Annotated in this window: 14 protein-coding genes; 9 read left to right on the forward strand and 5 right to left on the reverse strand. The window is 65.5% G+C overall.

The annotated features are described in order from the left end of the window. Positions 1-20: 20 nt before the first annotated feature. Both ACSFC5_RS01735 and ACSFC5_RS01740 read left to right on the forward strand, forming a co-directional pair. Positions 21-2,672, forward strand: coding sequence for a heavy metal translocating P-type ATPase (locus tag ACSFC5_RS01735; RefSeq protein WP_440763547.1), 2,652 nt, complete (start codon positions 21-23; stop codon positions 2,670-2,672). Between the two features lie 341 nt (positions 2,673-3,013). Beyond that, a complete protein-coding gene (locus ACSFC5_RS01740) occupies positions 3,014-3,559 on the forward strand; it encodes a flavodoxin domain-containing protein (protein ID WP_440763548.1) in 546 nt (181 codons plus the stop codon). 231 nt (positions 3,560-3,790) lie between these two features. Here the strand turns inward: ACSFC5_RS01740 and ACSFC5_RS01745 are convergent, their stop codons facing one another. After that, entirely contained in the window at positions 3,791-5,152 is a 1,362-nt protein-coding gene (locus ACSFC5_RS01745; protein ID WP_440763549.1) for a restriction endonuclease, read from the reverse strand. Between the two features lie 134 nt (positions 5,153-5,286). Between ACSFC5_RS01745 and ACSFC5_RS01750 the strand changes: the two genes are divergently transcribed. Further along, positions 5,287-5,688 carry a hypothetical protein gene (locus ACSFC5_RS01750; RefSeq protein WP_440763550.1) on the forward strand — a complete coding sequence of 134 codons (402 nt, stop codon included), beginning with the start codon at positions 5,287-5,289 and terminating at the stop codon, positions 5,686-5,688. Positions 5,689-5,891: 203 nt separating this feature from the next. Next, complete coding sequence (locus tag ACSFC5_RS01755; protein WP_440763551.1) at positions 5,892-6,827, forward strand: hypothetical protein; 936 nt, start codon at positions 5,892-5,894, stop codon at positions 6,825-6,827. A gap of 30 nt (positions 6,828-6,857) precedes the next feature. On the opposite strand, the gene ACSFC5_RS01760 is transcribed toward ACSFC5_RS01755, so the two are convergent. Next, the gene (locus tag ACSFC5_RS01760) at positions 6,858-7,781 is read right to left on the reverse strand and encodes a TIGR03571 family LLM class oxidoreductase (protein WP_440763552.1); all 924 of its coding nucleotides are present in this window, start codon (positions 7,779-7,781) and stop codon (positions 6,858-6,860) included. 159 nt (positions 7,782-7,940) lie between these two features. Further along, on the reverse strand, positions 7,941-9,002 hold the full coding sequence (locus tag ACSFC5_RS01765) for a zinc-binding metallopeptidase family protein (protein WP_440763553.1): 1,062 nt from the start codon (positions 9,000-9,002) through the stop codon (positions 7,941-7,943). 454 nt (positions 9,003-9,456) lie between these two features. Between ACSFC5_RS01765 and ACSFC5_RS01770 the strand changes: the two genes are divergently transcribed. From ACSFC5_RS01770 to ACSFC5_RS01790, 5 genes are all read left to right on the forward strand, one after another. Continuing rightward, complete coding sequence (locus ACSFC5_RS01770) at positions 9,457-9,867, forward strand: DUF7124 domain-containing protein (RefSeq protein ID WP_440763554.1); 411 nt, start codon at positions 9,457-9,459, stop codon at positions 9,865-9,867. Positions 9,868-9,982: 115 nt separating this feature from the next. Next, positions 9,983-10,897, forward strand: coding sequence for an ArsR/SmtB family transcription factor (locus tag ACSFC5_RS01775; protein WP_440763555.1), 915 nt, complete (start codon positions 9,983-9,985; stop codon positions 10,895-10,897). Between the two features lie 155 nt (positions 10,898-11,052). Further along, the gene (locus tag ACSFC5_RS01780) at positions 11,053-11,970 is read left to right on the forward strand and encodes an ABC transporter ATP-binding protein (RefSeq protein WP_440763556.1); all 918 of its coding nucleotides are present in this window, start codon (positions 11,053-11,055) and stop codon (positions 11,968-11,970) included. After that, positions 11,967-12,839: an ABC transporter permease subunit gene (locus ACSFC5_RS01785; RefSeq protein WP_440763557.1), complete on the forward strand. Its 873-nt coding sequence runs from the start codon at positions 11,967-11,969 to the stop codon at positions 12,837-12,839. The genes ACSFC5_RS01780 and ACSFC5_RS01785 overlap by 4 nt, the downstream gene beginning before the upstream one ends. A gap of 66 nt (positions 12,840-12,905) precedes the next feature. Beyond that, the gene (locus ACSFC5_RS01790; protein WP_440763558.1) at positions 12,906-13,442 is read left to right on the forward strand and encodes a DUF5815 family protein; all 537 of its coding nucleotides are present in this window, start codon (positions 12,906-12,908) and stop codon (positions 13,440-13,442) included. 41 nt (positions 13,443-13,483) lie between these two features. Here ACSFC5_RS01790 and ACSFC5_RS01795 read toward each other — a convergent pair whose 3' ends face one another. After that, positions 13,484-15,652, reverse strand: coding sequence for a PAS domain S-box protein (locus ACSFC5_RS01795; protein ID WP_440763559.1), 2,169 nt, complete (start codon positions 15,650-15,652; stop codon positions 13,484-13,486). 233 nt (positions 15,653-15,885) lie between these two features. Beyond that, positions 15,886-18,807 carry a PAS domain S-box protein gene (locus tag ACSFC5_RS01800; RefSeq protein ID WP_440763560.1) on the reverse strand — a complete coding sequence of 974 codons (2,922 nt, stop codon included), beginning with the start codon at positions 18,805-18,807 and terminating at the stop codon, positions 15,886-15,888. Positions 18,808-18,860: the final 53 nt, after the last annotated feature.

Genomic DNA, 18,860 nt, shown 5'->3' on the forward strand with positions numbered 1-18,860 from the left:
CTCGGCGGCGGAGCGTTCGTGTGGCGAGTGATCAGGAATCGGCGCGCGATCGCTGTCGCCTCTGTGGGACGGCGTGTTCCGAATCCACGGGCGAGTCGTCGTCGGAGCCGGCTGTGGATCAGGATCCGGCTTCGGAATCAGCTGTCGATCCAGCTTCGGAGTCGGGAGCCGACGGCCCGTTCTGCTCGAGTGGCTGCCGCCAAATCGCGGCGGAACTCGGCCGTCCCGACGGCGACGATCGCATTGTCGAGGGTGATTCGCCCGAGAGCGGGAGCGACACCGCGGAGACAACGTCAGAGGAGCACGCGCGCACGTTCTTCCGGATCGACGGCATGCATTCGACGCTCTGTGAGTTCTACCTCGAGTCGATCGCCGAAGGCTGTGACGGCGTCGCGAACGCCGCAGCGAGTTACGTCACGGAGACGGTGCAGGTCGATCACGACCCCGAGCGGGTGTCGGCGGCGGACCTCGAGGACGCGCTGAGCAGAACCGGATACACCGCCTATCGCCGCGAGGAGGCCGCGGGAGAGGACGACGGGTCCGCTGTTTCCGAGATAGGGGGCAACGACGCGGGCACCACCCGCCGATCCCGCGAGATGCGGGGGCTGCGCAAGCGACGCTCGGAGGACGTCCTCGAGATCCGCTACATCGTCGGGATCGTCTTCGGCTCGTTCCTGCTGGTGCCGTACGTGACGGTGTTCTACCCCGTTTACCTCTCCCGGTACACGGAGTACTGGCTGTTCGCGCAGTACGGCGAGACGTTCGCGAGTTTCGACGGGATGCTGTTTCTGCCCCTCTTCTTCGTGCTGACCACGGCCGTCCTCTATCTGACGGGGATGCCGTTGCTTCGCGGGGCCTACGTGAGCCTGAAACTCCGGGAGCCGAGCACGCAGCTGCTCGCAGCGTCGACGATCGTGGCCGCCTTCTGTTACGGCACGCTCTCCTTTCTCCTCGGACGGCCCGAGGTCTACTACGACCTGACGATCCTCGTCGCCGCGACGGTGATGGCCGCCGTCTTCTCCGAGGAGACCGTCAAACGCACGGCGCTGAACCGACTCACCGACCTCACGGTCTCGCAGGTCGATACAGCCCGCGTCCTCGAGGCCGACGGGACGTCGCGAGAGATCCCGGTGGCGGACGTCTCGGCCGACGACCGCCTGCTCGTCCGCGCCGGCGAGCGGATCCCGGTCGACGGCCGCGTCGCCGAGGGCGAGTGCATCGTCGACGAGGCGGTCGTCACCGGCGAATCCCTCCCGATATCGAAAACCGCGGGGGACGAAGTGATCGGCGGCTCGGTCGTTACGGGCGACGCCGCGGTCGTCGACGTCGGCGACCGGACCGCGAGCAGCATCGAACGGCTAACCCGAACCGTCTGGAACCTCCAGAGCGCGGATCACGGCGTCCAGCGCCGGGCCGACGAGCTCGCCGGGATCGCCCTCCCGCTCGTCGCCGGCGCTGCCGTCGTCGTCGCTCTCGCGGCCTTCCTGCTGGGCTCGAGCACGCCGGCCGTTGCGTCGGCCGTTCTCCTCACGGTCGTCGTCGCGAGTCCGTGGGCGCTCGCGCTCGCGACGCCGTGTTCGATCGCCTCGAGCATCCGCGACGCCCTCGACGCCGGCATCGTCGTCTTCGACGAGAGCTTCTTCGAACGGCTGCGCGAGGTCGACTGCGTCGTCTTCGACAAGACGGGGACGCTCACGACCGGCGAGATGACCGTACTCGAGGCCGAGGGGCCTGACGAACTGTTACGGGCTGCCGGGACGCTCGAGCGACGCGCGGCACATCCGGCTGCGGCGGCAGTCGCGGAGGCGTTCGCCGACGGATCCGACGCGGGCGGAAACGAGCGGGCGCGAACGGATGGCGGGAACGAGCGAACGCGAGCGGACGGCGGGATCGCCGACGAGGGGCCGAGTGAGACGGGAGCAAAATCGGTGCGGGAGTTCCAGCGCCACGCGACCGGCGTCGAGGGAGTCGTCGACGGCCAGCGATTGCACGTCGGCCACCCGGACTTCGTTCGGGGGGCAGGGTGCGAGTTCGAGGCCGATCTCGAGCACCGAATCGAGGACGTGCGAGCGGACGGCCACCTCCCTGTACTCGTCGGCCGGGACGGACACGCGGAGGGACTCGTCGTCGTGGGTGACGAACCGCGATCGGGGTGGGCGGACGTAGTGTCCGCGCTCGACGCCCGCGGCGTCGACGTCGTGGTCCTCACCGGCGACGACGAGTCGGCGACGGGCCGTTTTCGGGACCATTCCGGGGTGAGTCGCGTCTTCTCGAGCGTCCCGCCTGCGGGGAAGACCGCTGCAATCCGGCGACTCCGCGAGGACGACTGCGTCGCGATGGTCGGCGACGGGACGAACGACGCGCCCGCGCTCGCCGCGGCGGATCTGGGGCTCTCGCTCGGCGGCGGGACGGCGCTGGCCGCCGACGCGGCCGACCTTGCGATCGCCGAAGACGACCTCGCCGCGGTCGAACGCGCCTTCGCGCTGGCCCGCGGTGCTCGCGGGCGCGTGGTGCAGAACCTCGGGCTAGCGCTCGCCTACAATGCGATCGCGATCCCCGTCGCGCTGGCGGGACTGTTGAGCCCGGTGGTGACCACGCTCGCGTTGATGCTCAGTGCGGCGTTGATCGTCGGGAACTCCTCGCGAGCGCTGCTCGAGGAGCAATTCGCGTAAATCGTTCAGAGGTGGCTCGATACGGGTCGACCGAGCGACTGCTTCTTGGTGAACGGCCGTGAAGCGCTCAGTGCAGGCGAAGTAGTGTGCACTCACCGCGAGCAAACGAAGTGAGCGAGCGGGCCGACGACCGACCCGTAGGGGAGGGAGGAGTGCTTTTCATCAACGTTTTTCCGAGTGCGGTCGCGAAGCGACCGCACGCAGAGCAAAAGGTTGGCGCGTGGATTGACCCACTCGAGCGATTCAGATTCAGGTACAACGCTCAATACCCACATCGTCGAACGATGACTCGAGATGTCTTCGTTCGACCCCAAATCCGCGGCCGCTCGAGGCGAACTCCGATGACCCGCGTCCTCGTCGCCTACGGCTCGAGCGAGGGCCAGACGGCCACGATCGCCGAGCGCATCGGTGACGTCCTCGAGTCCGAGGGCCACGAGCCGACGCTGGCCCACCTGAAACATCCCCCGTCGGGCCTCGACGTGGCGGCGTACGACGGCGTGATCGTCGGCGCATCGATCCACGCCGGCTCCCATCAGGGGTACGTCACCGAGTTCGTTCGCGAACACCTCGAGGCCCTGGACCGGAAGCCGTCGGCCTTTTTTTCGGTGAGCCTGACGGCGGCGCACGCGGATCCGACCGAGCGCGAGCCGGCGCGGGAGTTACTCGAGACGTTTCTCGAGGAGACAGGCTGGGAACCGGACGCGACGCTCACCGCGGCGGGCGCGATCAAATACAGCGAGTACGGGCTGGTGAAACGGTTCGTGATGCGCCGGATTGCACGGAAGGCGAGCGGCGATACCGATACGTCGCGGGACTACGAGTATACGGACTGGGACGAGGTCGAGGCGTTCGCACTCGAGTTCTCGTCGGTAATATTGGTCGATTAGACCGCCTCCAGTAGAATCGATTCAGGGGAGTTCGAGCGTCCTGCTGCCGCTGACAGCGATGAGTGCCACGTCCTCCCCAGCCGATTCGCTCGTTCACAAGTTCACTCGCTCATCCCTCGCGCAGAATCGAGCCGTAGTGAGCGAACCGCTCACTACGGCACCGTACGCGCCACCGCACGTGGACCGATCGGTCCGGAGTGACACGTGGGAAGTTCGTCTCGTCGGGCGAATTTATACGAAACCGAGCGATAGTACGACCAGGAACGCCACGAAAAGCACGCAGAGGACGGTACCTGCGGCCAGCCTCACGTTCTCCTTTGCCTTCTCGTGGATCGGCATCTCGGCGTACTCCTCGCGGAAGGCCTCGAGGTTCTCCTGATCGTAGAAGTACTTGGTGTCGAACGCGAATCGCTCGGTCACGGCGCAGCCGGTACAGACCGGCTCGCCTACGAGTCGCTCCGTCTCGATGTGGTCGTCACAGTTGATGCTCCCGCAGTTGGTACAGTGGATGTAGGTCTCGTTCGCGCCGTCGGCACCGCAGTGGACGCACTGGCGAAACTCGTTCGTCGTGGTCGCTCTCGAGGGACCCGCGGCGTAGTGGCCGTACCGATACTCGTACTCGCCCAGCGAGACGCGCGAGCGAACGTGGGGCACGTAGACCGGATCGATCGACCAGATGGAGATATCCGACGGTCTCGGGGTACAGGTCTTCTCGTAGTCGACGTTATTGCCGCCAGTGTACTGGACCGTCGTGGTGTGGACCTGCTGGAGCCGATCGATCGCCCACTGCTTGTAGGTGGTCTCGGTTCGGCCGAACCGCCGCCGTTCGACGGCGTCGAAGGTCTCCTCGAGATTTCGATCCTCGAGGTCGATGCGGGGGGCCGACGGGTTCGCGACCAGTTCCTTGACGTCGCCGGTCTCGATCCGCGGCGTGTCGCCCTCCGCGCGGATCACGAGGTCGTCGGACTCGTCGACCCGGTGGACGACGCCGACGCTCGTCTCGAACGTCGCGTTCGTTCTCGTGTGGACGGTCACCATCGGCTCGAGCGAGACGGTCGTCTCCGGCGTCGGAATCATCGCGGGCTCGAGGTTTTCGATCTCGCGGGACGCTTCGAAGACCGGCGCGTCCCGCCCGCAGGTCGGGTTGGTCGGCCGGAGAACTTCCTCGCAGAGGATCTCGATCCGGCCGTTGTAAAGGTCCATGCCGATCTCCTCGCCGATCTCCCGGAGGTCCGCGCCGCCAAGGAGTTCCACCCCGCCGTCACGTCTGGCGCCGAGGTCCTGGGCGTACTCTCGAGCGGGAGCAGTGAAGCGTCCAGTCGTCACCACCATCCCCCGGACGGGCCCGTCGTAGTCGTAGGTCTCGACGGCGGAGTGAAGTTTCTGGATAATCGGACGGCTGACCGTTTCCGTGTGCTTGCACTCGACGACGACCGCGCGCCGACTCCCGTCGACGACCTCCTCCATCAGAATGTCCCGCCCCTCGTCGGCCGTCCGCCTCGATTGACGGACGTTTTCGTAGCCTAAGTGGCGGAATACGTCCTCCATCAGGTCCTCGAACTCGTAGCCCGAGAGGTCGTCGAGTATCGCCATCGCGTTCACGGAATCTAGACAGTCACGGAACCATAGCGTTTCGGGTCGACTATCGAATCCGACTCGCGGGACGGAGAGTCGGCAGCCGTTGCCGACCCTGAAACGTCTTTGCTGTCGTCCGTGGTCCCACGCCTATGACGACCGACCCCGACGACCTTGAGTTGACCGACGCCGAGGAACAGGCTCTCCACGAACTGCAACTGGGAATCGAGCACATCCACCGAGCGTACGGCACCCTCCTCGAGTTCCACCACGACCTCGGCCACGCGATGGATCGGATGAGCAGCGCCGAAGACGCCCTGCGCGAGGCCGGACACGAGGAGTGGGCGGACGACCTCCGCGACGACCACCTCCCCGCGGGGGCGATCAGCGATCAGTGGACGTTCGAACTCGTCGAGGAGTTCTCGACCGAGTTCCTCGAGGAGGTCGACGACTTCGAGAGCGAGGTCAGGGACGAACTGGCCGACGGGCTCGATCACGTGACCGAACGCCGCCAGAAGCGACGGCTTCGAGATCGGGGGGGAAAAGGAGACTGACGACTGACGCTACCGAACCGAGAGCAACGGTGCCTCCTACCGAACAGTTCAACACAAGGTAAAGTTCGATACAATTACCTGAGAAGAACCTCGATAGTTGATCGAATGGGGGAATTGGAAACAGCGACGGCCAGGGGCGTCGTTCACCTGACAGCGAACCGGCGTGGCCCGCCAGCGATCGACGCCGGTTCGTGGGACTGAGAATGAACCGAACACGACGGACGATAGTGGCGACCGTCGGTGGCTCCGCCGGCGTGCTCGCCGCGGGCACGCTCGGGGCCTCGCGCTGGGCCAGCGACGGCCCCGACGAGACGGCAGTCGACGGGGACGGCGCGGTCCTCGAACTGACTGATGACGGGTTCGAGACCCACGGCAATCTGTTCGAGGGCGATGCCCGGCGGCCGCCCGTCACGTTCGACGTCGTGAACGGGCGTTCCGAACCCATCTCAGTCACGCTCGAAGCTGATTCGTTTCGACTGCACGCGACTGACGCCACGACGACCGACGACGGTCGACTCGTCGTCGGAGACGGCTCGAGCGACCGACTCCAGCCCGGTGGTCGACTCGCGAACGTGGTCGTCGAACTGACGGCGGACGCCGCCAGGCGAGGGAGAGCGCGGACGATCACGGAGTCGCTCGCGGTCACCGTCGACGGTAAAGCGACGACCGAAAGCGGCCCGAAACTCACCCTCGAGCGCTCCGGGTTCGTCGTTGAGGACGCGACGCTGGCGTTGCGTCGAGTCGACGACATCGTTGAACATCGATGGACCCTGTCGAGGCTCGACACCGGCGGCGTCGCGCTCGCGACGCTTCGGTTCGACTACACCGATCTCGAGTCGAGTTCTCCGCGCCGGTTCGACGACGCGGAGTCGCTATCGGCGACTGTCGTGGTCGACGGCACCGAACGCGAGGCCGAGATCGAACGCCGGACGGCGGATCGGATCGACGTCGCGCTCGCGAAGTCGCTCGAGACCGACGATGCGTCGGTCGAACTCCTGCTCGCGAAATCGGAATCCGAATCGGCGTCGTCGGCGACCCAACCGCCGAACGGGGAGCCAGGAACGCGGAGCGGGGCGACGCTCGAGTTCGTCGGCGACGGGTACAGCGGCCGCGTCAAGGGTCTCTGGAACGGCTCCTGAAATCGAGGAGAAGGGACGAGTTCGAGCGCGTTACAGCCCGTCGATGATCTCGTCGGCGAACGTCGCCATCGCGGCCTCCCGATCCTCGTTCTGGATCCCGATGATTGCGTGATCGAGGCCGTACTCCTCGAGCCGTCGGAAGTAGTCTCTGAACCACTCGATCCCCGCGTGATAGCCCAGGTGTAGCGGTTCGGGCTCGGCCGTCGGCTCGTCGGCCAGTTCGACCCGAACGGCGATCGCGAACGGCTTCTCGTCCGTCAGCTCCCGCCAGTCCGCAAGGTAGCTCTCGAGCGTGCGTTCGGGGAGGTGGTAGAACAGCCAGCCGTCGCCGTGGTCGGCGATCCACTCGTCGGACTGCCGCGAGTTGCCGGTCGGGAGGAGGGGGATCGTCTCCTCGACGGGTTTTGGTACCACGTCGAGGTCGCCCTCGAGTCGCCCCCACTCGCCTTCGAGAGTCGGATACTCCTCGCGCCAGACCGTTCGGATCGCCTCGTACCGCTCGCGGAACCGCAGGCCCCGTTCCTCGCGATCGACGTCGAAGGCGAGGTACTCAGGGTCGCGGTCGCCGGAGGCGACGCCCATCACGAGTCGGCCGCCCGATAGTCGGTCGACGGTGGCCGCGGATTTCGCGACGTGGATGGGGTGGCGGAGCGTGAGGACGACGCTCGAGGTCCCCAGCGCGATTTCGTCGGTGTGGGCCGCGACGTTGGAGAGCCACGGCCAGGTGTCGAACGTCTGGCCGGCATCGCCAAATTTGGGCCAGTAGGTCGGGACGTCGCGTGCCCAGAGCCCGTCGAAGCCGACGGATTCGGCGTGTTTCGCGAGCCGAATCTCTTCGGCGACGTCCGGCGTCGAGCGGTTCGCCCCCGTGAGCGGAAAGCCCGCACCGAAGGTCAGGCCGTCGCGATCGAACAGTCGTCGGTAGCCCTCGTTTTCGTGTCCCCGGGTCGGCATTCGCTCGAGCTATCGGCTCCGATCGGATGTCGGTACCGGTTCGGACGAGACACCGGGCCGCGTGCGAGCGCCGAGAGCCATACTGTCCGCTGTACGTCATTTTCGATGGGACCGCGACCGTCTTGCGGTCCCACCGGTAAATCGTTTCAACAACCTGTATCAGATATCGACCGCGAACGGAGCGAACTCGTGTGCGTCGCTCGCGAACGCGCCGAGGAGGGTCGCGATCTCCTCGAGGTCGTCGGTGTCGATCAGCTCCACAGGGGTGTGCATGTACCGGTTGGGCACACTGACGACTTGCGAGGGGATCCCGCCGGCCGCGGTGAAGAAGCCGTCGGCGTCCGTCCCCGTTCCGAGCCCGAGCGCTTCGACCTGCACATCGATCTCTCGGTCGTCGGCGACCGACCGCAGCGCCTCGAAGAGCGTCGGATGGTTCGTACTCCCACGGCCCAGCGCCGGTCCGCCGCCGAGTTCCATCTGACTCGTCTTCTCTTTCGGTGCCGAGGGGTAGTCGACCGCGTGACCGACGTCGACCACGACGACGGCGTCGGGCTCCAAGTCGAAGCCGACCATCTGCGCCCCCTTGACGCCGACTTCCTCCTGAACGGTCGAGACGGCGTAAACCGTCGCCTCGGTACCGGCTTCGACGGCCGTTCGAAAGCCCTCGGCGGCCGCCCACGTCCCGACGCGGTTGTCGATGCCGCGGGCAGCGAGGCGCGTCTCGGAGAGCCAGGATATCGTCGAGGAGAACGTGATCGGATCGCCGACTGCGAGGCGGCCGCTCGCCTCGTCCTCGCTTTCGGCTCCGATATCGATCCAGAGATCCGAGATTTCGGGCCCGTCGCCGTCCTCCTCCCGGAGGTGAATCGCCGTCTGTCCGATTACGCCCTCGACGGGACCGTCGGCGGCGTGGATCGTCACGTGCTGGCCCTTCGAGACCGACGGATCGCTGCCGCCGATGCGGCCCGGCCTGACGAATCCGTCGTCGTCGATCGATCTGACGATGAAGCCGATCTCGTCGGCGTGGCCAGTGAGGACTACCTCGGGTGCGTCGGAATTGCCCTCGTGAACGGCGATGGCATTCCCGTAGGCGTCCGTCCGCACGTCGTCCGCGAACTGTTCGACATAGTCCAGCCAGATCCGCTGGCCGCGAGTTTCGTAGCCCGACGGCGAGGGCGTCTCGAGCAGTTCGACGAGAAAGTCACGCGACTGAGAGTCCATACTCGAACCGTACGGAGAGGGGGTTGAATAGCTTGGCCCGTCCGGTCACTGCAGTTGCAGAAGTACCTTTTTCTCGTCGGGTTCGCTCACGTCGCTCGCTCACCGCTCTTCCAAAAATCCACGCTAAAACACCGGAGGAACAGAGTTCCTCCGAGACCTCGCTCACTGCGTTCACGAGGAAGACCGCTCACTCGCTTCGCTCGTTCGCGGGTGCTGCGCTTGTGGCTCGACCGCTGCGGCAACGCCTCAGCCTGAACTGAACGCTACGGGTACGAAAAAGCGGTACTCGATATCCATCTCGAGGGGGTTCGGATGATCAGTTTTGGTCTCCCGTTCGACGCCTTCGGTGACGCTCGCCCGATCCGATGCCCGTCACCGCGTCGGTCGCTCACCGTCCGCCCAGCTAGTCGGAAGTATCGAAGCCGTTTTCCCCCGTGCGCGTCTTCGCTCTGGTATGAACGGCGGTAGCGACATGACCCTGGCGTTCGAACTCGAGGCGCTGAAAGAGCTCGCGTCGCCCGAGAGCGTCTTCGAAGACGCGAGGGGCTGGACCGAGTACATCGGCGTCGTCTCCGAGAAGCCCACCTACGTGGTGACGAACTTCACGCGCAAGAACCGCATCCGACAGGACTTCTTCTCCGGCCCGCGCGGCAAAGCCGAGAGCCTGGAGGGCGTCAAAGAGCAGTTCGACACCGACCGCTACGTCCTGATCGCCTCGAGCGAGGAGGACGAACAACTCGCCGAGGAGGTCGGCTGGGAGTACCTCGACGTCGAAGACGCCGCCGAGGCCGCCGACTGGATCGTCGCCTCGAGCGCCGACGACGAGGCGGACGACGCCGAACCGGTCCGCGACGACTGGCCATAGATCGCCGCAGCCGTCGGTATCGAGCCTGCTGAACACCGATTTCGAATTTTAGTCGCTCGAGGAGTCCGTATCTGAACGACTATCGTCTTTCACGGCGTCCGGTGCATATCGACCAATGAGCTCTGTACTCGAGTCCCACGTCGACGGTGATATCGTCGACGCGATCGGATCGCTCGGCAACCGCACGCGCCTCGAGATTTTGTTCGCACTGGTCAAGCAAGAAGACGAGTGTCTGGAGCAGTGGGCGACGATGTCGTTTACGGAACTGTACGAGGCTGTCGACCTCGAGAGCACGTCCCAGTTCTCCTACCACCTCGATCGACTGACCGATACGTTCGTCGTCGAGACGGCCAGTGGGTACCGGCTGACCTACGGCGGCGACAAACTCGTTCGGACGATTCTCTCGGGTGCCTACGAGAGCACTCCCTCTTTCGACGACGTCGAGGTAGACGGGGTCTGCGTATTCTGTGAGACGTCGGCGCTCGTCGCGACGATGGATACGGAACGGTTCGTCGTTCGGTGTGACGCCTGCGAGGCGACCCTGCTGAACGATATGCTTCCCCGAAGCCAGACCAGACACCGCTCGGCGGCAGCCATCGTCGACAGCGTCGGCACCCGAATCTGGAGTACGTACACGCTGGTCAGGGGTGGCGTCTGTCCGGAGTGTTACGGACCGGTCGACAGCGCCGTCGACACCCACGAACCGGACACGGGTGAGCACGACGGGCGGCCGTTCTACGCGCTCTCGCATACGTGCCAAGAGTGCTGGCTCGCGATCCACATGCCGATCGAGGTGACCGCAGCGTTCCACCCCGCCGCCGTCGGTTTCTTCTGGGAGCACGGAATCTCCCTGCTGGAGTGTCCGCTCTGGGAGTTCTTCGAGTATATGGTGAGCGGGACGGTTTCAACGCAGGTCGATAGCGTCGACCCGCTCGAGGTGATCGTCGAAATTACGCTCGAGGACGAGAGCCTCCGCCTCGAAATCGACGACTCCTTGACCGCCACCCCCGAGCCGAGCAGCGGTGACTGAGTGCGACTCTCACCGGCGGTCTCTCAAATATCTTTGAGTTATCCGACTGACAATATGTAAGTTATACAACAATATTTATCGCAGTCGGTTCGTATGAGTGCGTATGCGTTCCGATTTACCGACCGATACCACGGCGGCGCTCCGGAGGCTCGAGTATGGCAGCGATTAAACTCGACGGGTTGACGAAACGCTTCGGTGACGTCGTCGCCGTTGACGACCTCGATCTCACCATCGAAGAGGGCGAAATCTTCGGATTTTTGGGGCCGAACGGCGCCGGCAAGTCGACGACGATCGACATCTTGCTGGACTTTCTGCGTCCAACTAGCGGCACCGTGACCGTCCTCGGCCGCGACGCCCAGTCGGACGGGCTCGCCGTCCGAGATCGAATCGGCGTCCTGCCCGACGCCTATCACGTCTACGATCGACTCACCGGCCGCCAACACGTCGAGTTCGCCATCGAGATGAAAGGCGCCGACGACGACGCTGAGGCCCTGCTCGAACGGGTCCGGGTGGCCGACGCTGCGGACCGGAAAGCCGGCGGCTACTCGAAGGGGATGCGCCAGCGGATGGTCCTCGCGATGGCGCTCGTGGGCGATCCCGACCTGCTCGTGCTCGACGAGCCCTCGACGGGGCTGGACCCCAACGGGGCCCGCGAGATGCGCGAGATCATCCGCGAGGAGAACGAACGCGGGACGACCGTCTTCTTCTCGAGTCACATTATGGAGCAGGTCGAGGCGGTCTGTGACCGCGTGGCGATCATCAACCGTGGCCGGCTGGTCGCCGTCGACACGATCGACGGACTCCGCGATTCGACGGAAACCGGCGAGACGCTGTTCGTCTACGTCGCGGACCTCGACGAGCGAGTTCTCGAGTCCGTCCAGTCCCTCGAGGGCGTCGGTAACGCGTCGATCGACGACGGCCGCTTGCGGGTATCCGTCGACGGCGTCTCGAAGTTCGCCGTCCTGCACGCGATCGACGAAGTCGCCGCTGTGCAGGACTTCTCGGTCGTGGAATCGTCGCTCGAGGACCTGTTCGTCCGCTACACCAACGCGGGCCAGGAGGTCGAGGCGTGACGTGGCTCACCGTCGCGAAGAAGGACTTCCGCGACGCCGTCCAGTCGCGGGCGCTGTGGTCGCTCGTCGGTATCTTCGTCGTCCTCTCGGTCGTCTCCACGTACGCGTACGTCGAAGCGCCGGCGTTGTTGGGATCGCAAGCGGGGGCGACGTTCGGCGGCCTGATCTTCTTCACGATCGGGCTTACCGGGCTGTTCGTTCCGCTGGCGGCGGTCGTCGTCTGTTACAAATCACTCGCGGGCGAGCGCGAACTCGGGAGCATCAAGCTCTTGCTCTCCCTGCCGACGACTCGCGGCCAGGTCTTCGTCGGAAAGGTGATCGGCCGAGCCGCCGTTCTCGCGTTCGGGCTCGGCGTCGGTCTCGTGGTCGGTATCGGCTTCGGCTCCGTCTTGCTGGGTGAGTTCGACGCCCTCGCCGTGCTGGTGTTCGTCCTCGTCACGCTCTCGTTCGCCGCGATCTACGCGACGATCGTCGTCGGGATCTCGGCGACGACGGGATCGACCTCGCGCGCGACGACGCTGGCCCTCGGCTTCTTCGTCGTCTTCGAACTGCTCTGGGACGTGGTTCCGATGGGAATCCTCTACGTCGTCGAGGGCTTTTCGCTCCCGGCGACGATTCCCGACTGGGTGTATCCCGTGATGCAGCTCTCGCCCTCGTCGGCCTACTTCACGACGGTCGTCGCCCTGTTGCCAGATCTCGCTGAGACGGTCGGTGCCGACCCGTCCGGTGCCGGAGCCGGCGTCGAGGTGAGCGCGACCGAGGCCGAACCGTTCTACGCGACCCCCGAAATCGGCCTCCTCGTCCTCGCTCTGTGGCTCGTCGTCCCGCTCGCCGTCGGCTACTATCGATTCGACGCGGCCGACCTCTGAGACGCGAGCGTCGTCGGTTTTTCTCGAGTCGTCGCGCTTATGCCCGGGCCGGCCGAAAGGCGCCCAATGGCAGAGCCCCGCGTCCCGGGTTCCGGCGGCGATCGAACGCTCGAACTTCCCTGTGGGAAGTCCCTCGACCCGCACCAGATCGACCTCGGAATGCGCGAGTACTCCTGTGACTGTGGCGACGCGCACGCCGTCGTCACCGACGTCCATCCGCCCTCTCGATTCTTCCCCGAGTCGCTCGTTACGATCCTTCAGGAGACGATCGAACCCGCCGACGAATTCGAGGAGTTCGGCACGCCCCACCTGCTGGGCGTCGTCATGGAGGAGTTTCCCGAAAAGGTCGCCACCTACGACGCGAGCGACGACGGGAGCGTCGGCTACGCGATGCTGTGGGTCACCGACTTCGACTCCCGTCGGCTCCACGAAATCATCGTGGAACTCGTCGTCGAACTCATGGATCACGCGATCAGCCACGCCGAAGACGACGACGCCGTCACCGACTTCGAGTCGCAGATGCTCGAGTTCGACGTGAGCGAGTTCGTCGAGCAGTACCGTCGTCAGCGCGACTTCGAGAGCGAACACGACCGCGCGTTGTAAGCTCGCGTATCCGACGAGTACGAGCCGCGAACCGCCGACCGTCAGCGACAAATTTCGACGCCGCGGAACTCGAATCGGGCGCCACCGGCGTCGCTGTCGGTAACCGTAACGCGCCAGCCGTGGGACGCGGCGATCCGGTCGACGATCGCGAGTCCGAAGCCGGTCCCCTCGGCCGCGGTCGAGTAGCCGCTCTCGAAGACGCGCTCGCGCTCGTCGCTCGGGATTCCGGGACCGTCGTCCTCGACGAAAAAGCCCTCTCCGTCGGGGAGGTCACCGACCGTGACGGTGACGCCGACGTCGATAGGATCGCCCCCGTTAGCAGTGGGTTGTCCCCGTTGGTCGGCACGCACGACGCTGTGCTCGACTGCATTTCGAATCAGGTTCTCAAGTAGCCGTTCGAACCGACGTTTGTCGACCCGGATGACGGCCTCCGTCGGCGTCTCGAGGGCGACCGCACCTGTTTCGACGTGTCGCCAACACCGTCTCGCGAACGGCGCGAGTTCGACCGGCTCGCGGTCCGCGATCGGTTTTTCCTCGCGCGCGAGCGTCAGAATGCCGTCGATCAGCTCCTGCATCCGAACGTGTGCCTCGGCGACGGTCTCGAGCCGGTCGTCGTCGTCGTGCTCTCGCACCAGCGAGAGCTGTCCCTGGGCGACGTTCAACGGGTTCCGAAGATCGTGAGAGACGACGTTGGCGAACGACTCGAGGCGCTCGTTCTGCCGTTTCAGCGTTCGTTCGCGCTCCTTGCGCTCGGTAATATCGCGGAGGACGCCGACGGTCCCTCGAAACTCGTCGTCGTCCTCCGTCGGAAGGAGCGCGAGGTGATTTTCGGTCGGAACTCGGTCGCCGTCTTTCGTGTGGAGCGTGATCTCGTATGAGTCCCGTTCGCGGTCGTCGTCGGCCAACAGCGCCGCGATTATCGCCTCACCCGTCCTGATATCGTCGTCGTCGATGACGAGCGAGACGTGCTCGCCGATCTGGTCGTCGGGACTGTAGCCCACCGTGGTCAGATCGGCGTCCACCGGCGGAATCACGTTCGTGAACCGACCGTCGGCGTCCAGTACGTACACCTCGTCGGGGATCGCCTTCAGAATCGTCTCGTACTGCTCGAGTTCCCGCTCGCGTTCCGTCCGAGCGGTGATGTCGCGAACGACGCCGGCGGCACCGCGATACTGGCCGTTCTCGAGCGGGAGCAAAGAGACGTTGTCCTCACACTGAATCCGCCTCCCGTCGCTCGTTTCGACCGTAATCTCGTAGGTCTGTTGGGTGCGCTCGGACCCGCTGGACAGGAGCTCCCGAACGACGTCCGTCCCGCGCTCGACGGACGGCTCGTCGAGCAGAAACGAGACGGGCTGGCCGACGATGTTGTCCTTCGCGTAGCCGGTTATCTCGGCGTAGGCGTCGTTGACGAACGCGTAGCGGCCGTCCGAATCGATCGTGTAGACCGGATCGCCGAGCGCTTCGACGATCGTCTCGTAGCGTTCCAGATCCCGTTCGCGATCCCGGTGATCCGTGACGTCTCGAAGGGTACAGATGAGTCCGTTCCGATCGGTCGTCGAGAGCGTGTGATCGACGACGATCAGGCTGCCGTCCGCTCGAACGCCGGTTGACTCGTCGTGCCAGTAGCCCTCCGCACGCACCGTCGGGAGCACCTCCTCGCGGACGGTCGCGGCGTCCTCGTCGGTGTACAGGAGGTCCCAGTGCTCGCCGATCAGTTCCGCCGGTTCGTAGCCGAAACACTCCGCGTACGCCCGGTTCACGTAGACGAACGTTCCGTCCGGATCGAGCAGACTGATCCCCTCCCGCGCGGTTTCGATCGCTCGACGTTGGCGTTCGTGGTCGCGCTGGGTGCGCGCCGTCTCGACCGCGTTGACGAGTCGGTTGGCGAGCACCGGATACTCGCCGCTGGCGGTCTCTTTCTGCACGTAATCCGTGACACCCGCCGCGATCGCGTCGCTGGCGAGCGCTTCGGACCCGGAGTCGGTACACAGCACGAACGGCATGCACTCGTCCCGATCGCGAACGCGTTCCAGCAACGCGAGTCCGTCCGTGTCGGCCAGATCGCACTCCGAGACGATGCAGTCGATTCGATCGGTCTCGAGACGCGCGAGTCCCTCCCGTGCCGTCGTCGCGGTGGTCGTCTCGAACCGGTCGTCTTCCCGCTCGAGTCCCGCAGCGAGCTGCGCCGCAAACTCCGGGTCGTCGTCCACATGTAAAACGCGGATTCGCTCCGGCCGGCCGTCCGCGCGTGGTGAGTCACCGGTCGGTCTCATGACCCCCATTTTGCCAGTACGGAGAAATAGATTGGGTCCGCTCTCACGGACAGACCGCGTTGCGATACTGTCTTCGACGACTGAATCAACCGAAACGGAGCCGAATGAATCGACCGAGAAACTGCTGCGTAGCCAACCTGCATACCCGCTGCGGACTCGTTTGACCGTCGTTACGGCGTTTCGACCGAGATCGCCACCCGTAACCCGCCGCTTGCACTCTCCTCGAGCGCGATCGACCAGCCGTGTGCCTCGACGACCTCGGTGACGATCGCCAGTCCGAACCCGGTTCCCTCGGCCGCCGTGCTGTACCCCCACTCGAGGACGTCGTCGCGCTCGTCGGCGGATACCCCCGGCCCGTCGTCCTCGATCGCGAACCCGTCCGCGGTGGCGATGACCGTTATCGTCACGTCGTCGCCGACGTGTTCGCGGGCGTTGCGCAGGACGTTCTCGAAGAGCGCACGGAGTCGACTCTCGTCGCCGTCGACCGTCGGCAGCGAGCCCTCCCGGACCACCTCGAGCGTGGGATCGACCGCGCGGTGGGCCTGATCGAGGACGGTGTCGAGGTCGACCGGGACCGTCTCGGTCAGCCGCTGCCCGCTCCGGGCGAGCGCGAGCACGTTCTCGACGAGTTCGTCCATCCGGTCGAGCGCCCACTCGATCTCTTCTACGTGTCGGTCCCCGTCTTCGTCGACGTGACCGTCGAGGTTCTCGATCTGGCCCGCCGCGACCGTGAGCGGATTCCGAAGGTCGTGAGAGACCGTGCTCGCGAACGCCTCGAGGCGGTCGTTCTGGCGCTCGAGCTCGCGGCTTCGATCGGCGAGTTCGCACTCGCGGGCGGCGCGGTCGAGGGCCGCCTCGGCGTTGGCGGCGAGGATTCGGGCGAGCGTCAGCGCCTCGGGGTCCAGATCGTTGACCGCGAGCGAACTCACGATGAAGATTCCGTGCTCGCCGAGGGGAACGTGGGCCTCGCTTCGGACCGGCGTCTCGGGGTTGCGAACGTTCGCCGCACGACGGACGTCGCCGTGGACGATCGCCTCGCCGGCTTCGTAGGCGTCCCAGGCGATACCGCCGCCGGATTCGATGTAGCCGATGTTCCCGAACAGCTCGACGGCTCGGTCGCTCATCGCCGCGGGAACGAGTCCGCTGTTCGTCCCGCCGGCGGACGCCGTTTCGGCGTCGGGAGTCGGTCCGTCGTCCGCGCGGTCGGCCGTCGCCTCGGCTGTCGACCGTGCGTCGCTCATCCCTTCGGCCGCCGATCGAGTCATGATCTCCGGTTCGTAGAGAAACACCGAATTGAGGTCGAGATCGAGCGCCTCGCTGGCGATATCGGTCACGATGCGGGCGATTTCGTCGCTTCCCGTCGCCGCCATCAGTCGTCGCGTTCCGTCGTGCAACCATCGGATGCGGCGCTCGTGTTCCTTCCGGGCCGTGATGTCGCGTATCGCGCCGACGCTGCCGAGCAACCGGCCGTCGTCGTCGAGCACCGGCGCGATATTGTCCTCGATGTGGTGTGTCGATCCGTTCGGCGATTCGACGGTCGTTTCGATGGTGGCGCTTCGCCGGTCGTCGCTCGCTCGAACCTCTTCGAGGAGCGCCCGCCGTTCCTCGAGTTCGGCCTCGGTAATGAACTCCGTGACGTGCTCGCCGACGATCGACTCGCGCGGTTCGTCGAAGTAGTCGGCCATCGCCTCGTTGACGATCTCGACGCGTCCCGTCGAATCGAGGACGTACATCGAGTCGCTGACGGTCTCGACGAGCGTTCGGTACCGCTCGAGCTTTCGCTCGCGACGTTTCTGCTCGCTCGTATCCGTGTAGATCGCGTACTCGTGGATCTCGCCGTCGATCTCGGTCGCAAAGCCGCGAAAGAGGAAGTCCCGGGGACCGTCGGTCGTACAGCGCTCGACCTCAGCCGTGACGACGGACTCGAGTCCGACCGACTCGTAGACGTCGATCTCCTCGGTTCCTTCCGGGACGAGCAGTTCGTCGATACCGTACTCGGTGAGGGTCTCGCGATCGTATCCGAACAGTTCCTCGAACGACGGGTTGACCGCGACGACGCGGGCGGCGTCGGTACGGTCCAGCACTAAGACCGCGTCGGGGACGCTCTCGAACAGCGCAGCGAAGCGGTCGCGCTCGTTTCGGCGCTCTCGTTCCGACCGAATTCGCGTGACCGTCGAGGCGACGGCCGCGGCGACGAGTTTGACGAGGCTGACCGCGCGGGCGTCGAACGCGTTCGGCGTCGTCGAAATCGTCTGTAAGACGCTGTCGGCGTTGACGGGAACGGTCACGACCGAGCGCACGTCGGCTGCGGTCGGCCCGCCGCCGCACGAGTACGTCGTCGGATCGGTCACCACCGTCGTATCGGTCCGAAGCGCTTGCTCGACCAGTCCCTCGCAGGTCGGTTCTCGAAGGGCCGCCGTCGCATCGTCGCCGCCGGTGACCGCAACGGGGGCGAAATCGGCGCTGATCCGACTCGTATCGGGATCGTCCCGCTCGACGAACATCGCCGTCGCGTCGGTTTCGAGCAGCCGGTCGATAGCGTCGATCGCCAGTCGGTACGTCTCCTCGATCGACGAGCAGGACTCGAGTACGCGGACGGCGTCGCGAGTCTCCTCGAGATCGAGCCCGAAGTCGCCGGTGCGGGTCGTCGGCGAGACCTCGCCGTCGGTCCGCAGAATCGCTCGCAACTGCTCGGCGAGCAGGTCGATCGAATCGGTCCGCCCTTTCGGAACGTACCCCGAGAGTCCGGCCGTGATCGCGTCGCTCGCGAGCGTCTCGTCGCCGTCGGCGGTGTAGAGCACGACCGGTACGGTTGCGAGACCGGCCGCCCGGAGCGAGTCGTACAGCGAGAGCGCGTCGGTTTCCTCGAGGCGGTACTCCGTGACGATACACGCGTACTCGCTCGTCTCGTCGGCGAGCGCATCGCGAAGGGCCGTCGTCGTCGCCACTGCCTCGACCGTGGGCGCGTCCTCGTCCGCCTCGAGCGCCATCGTTGTCTGCGCTCGATCAGTGGCATCTGGATCGAGGTACAGGACGGGGCCCAACGCCGCGTCACCACACCTCTCGGACTCAGGCATTTGGTCGTCTTCCATCAGTAACGGCGACCTGATAAGATATTCGGCCGTTTTCGATGCGCGTTCGTAGT

This window comes from Natronorubrum marinum (assembly GCF_052040125.1).
Lineage (GTDB): Archaea > Halobacteriota > Halobacteria > Halobacteriales > Natrialbaceae > Natronorubrum.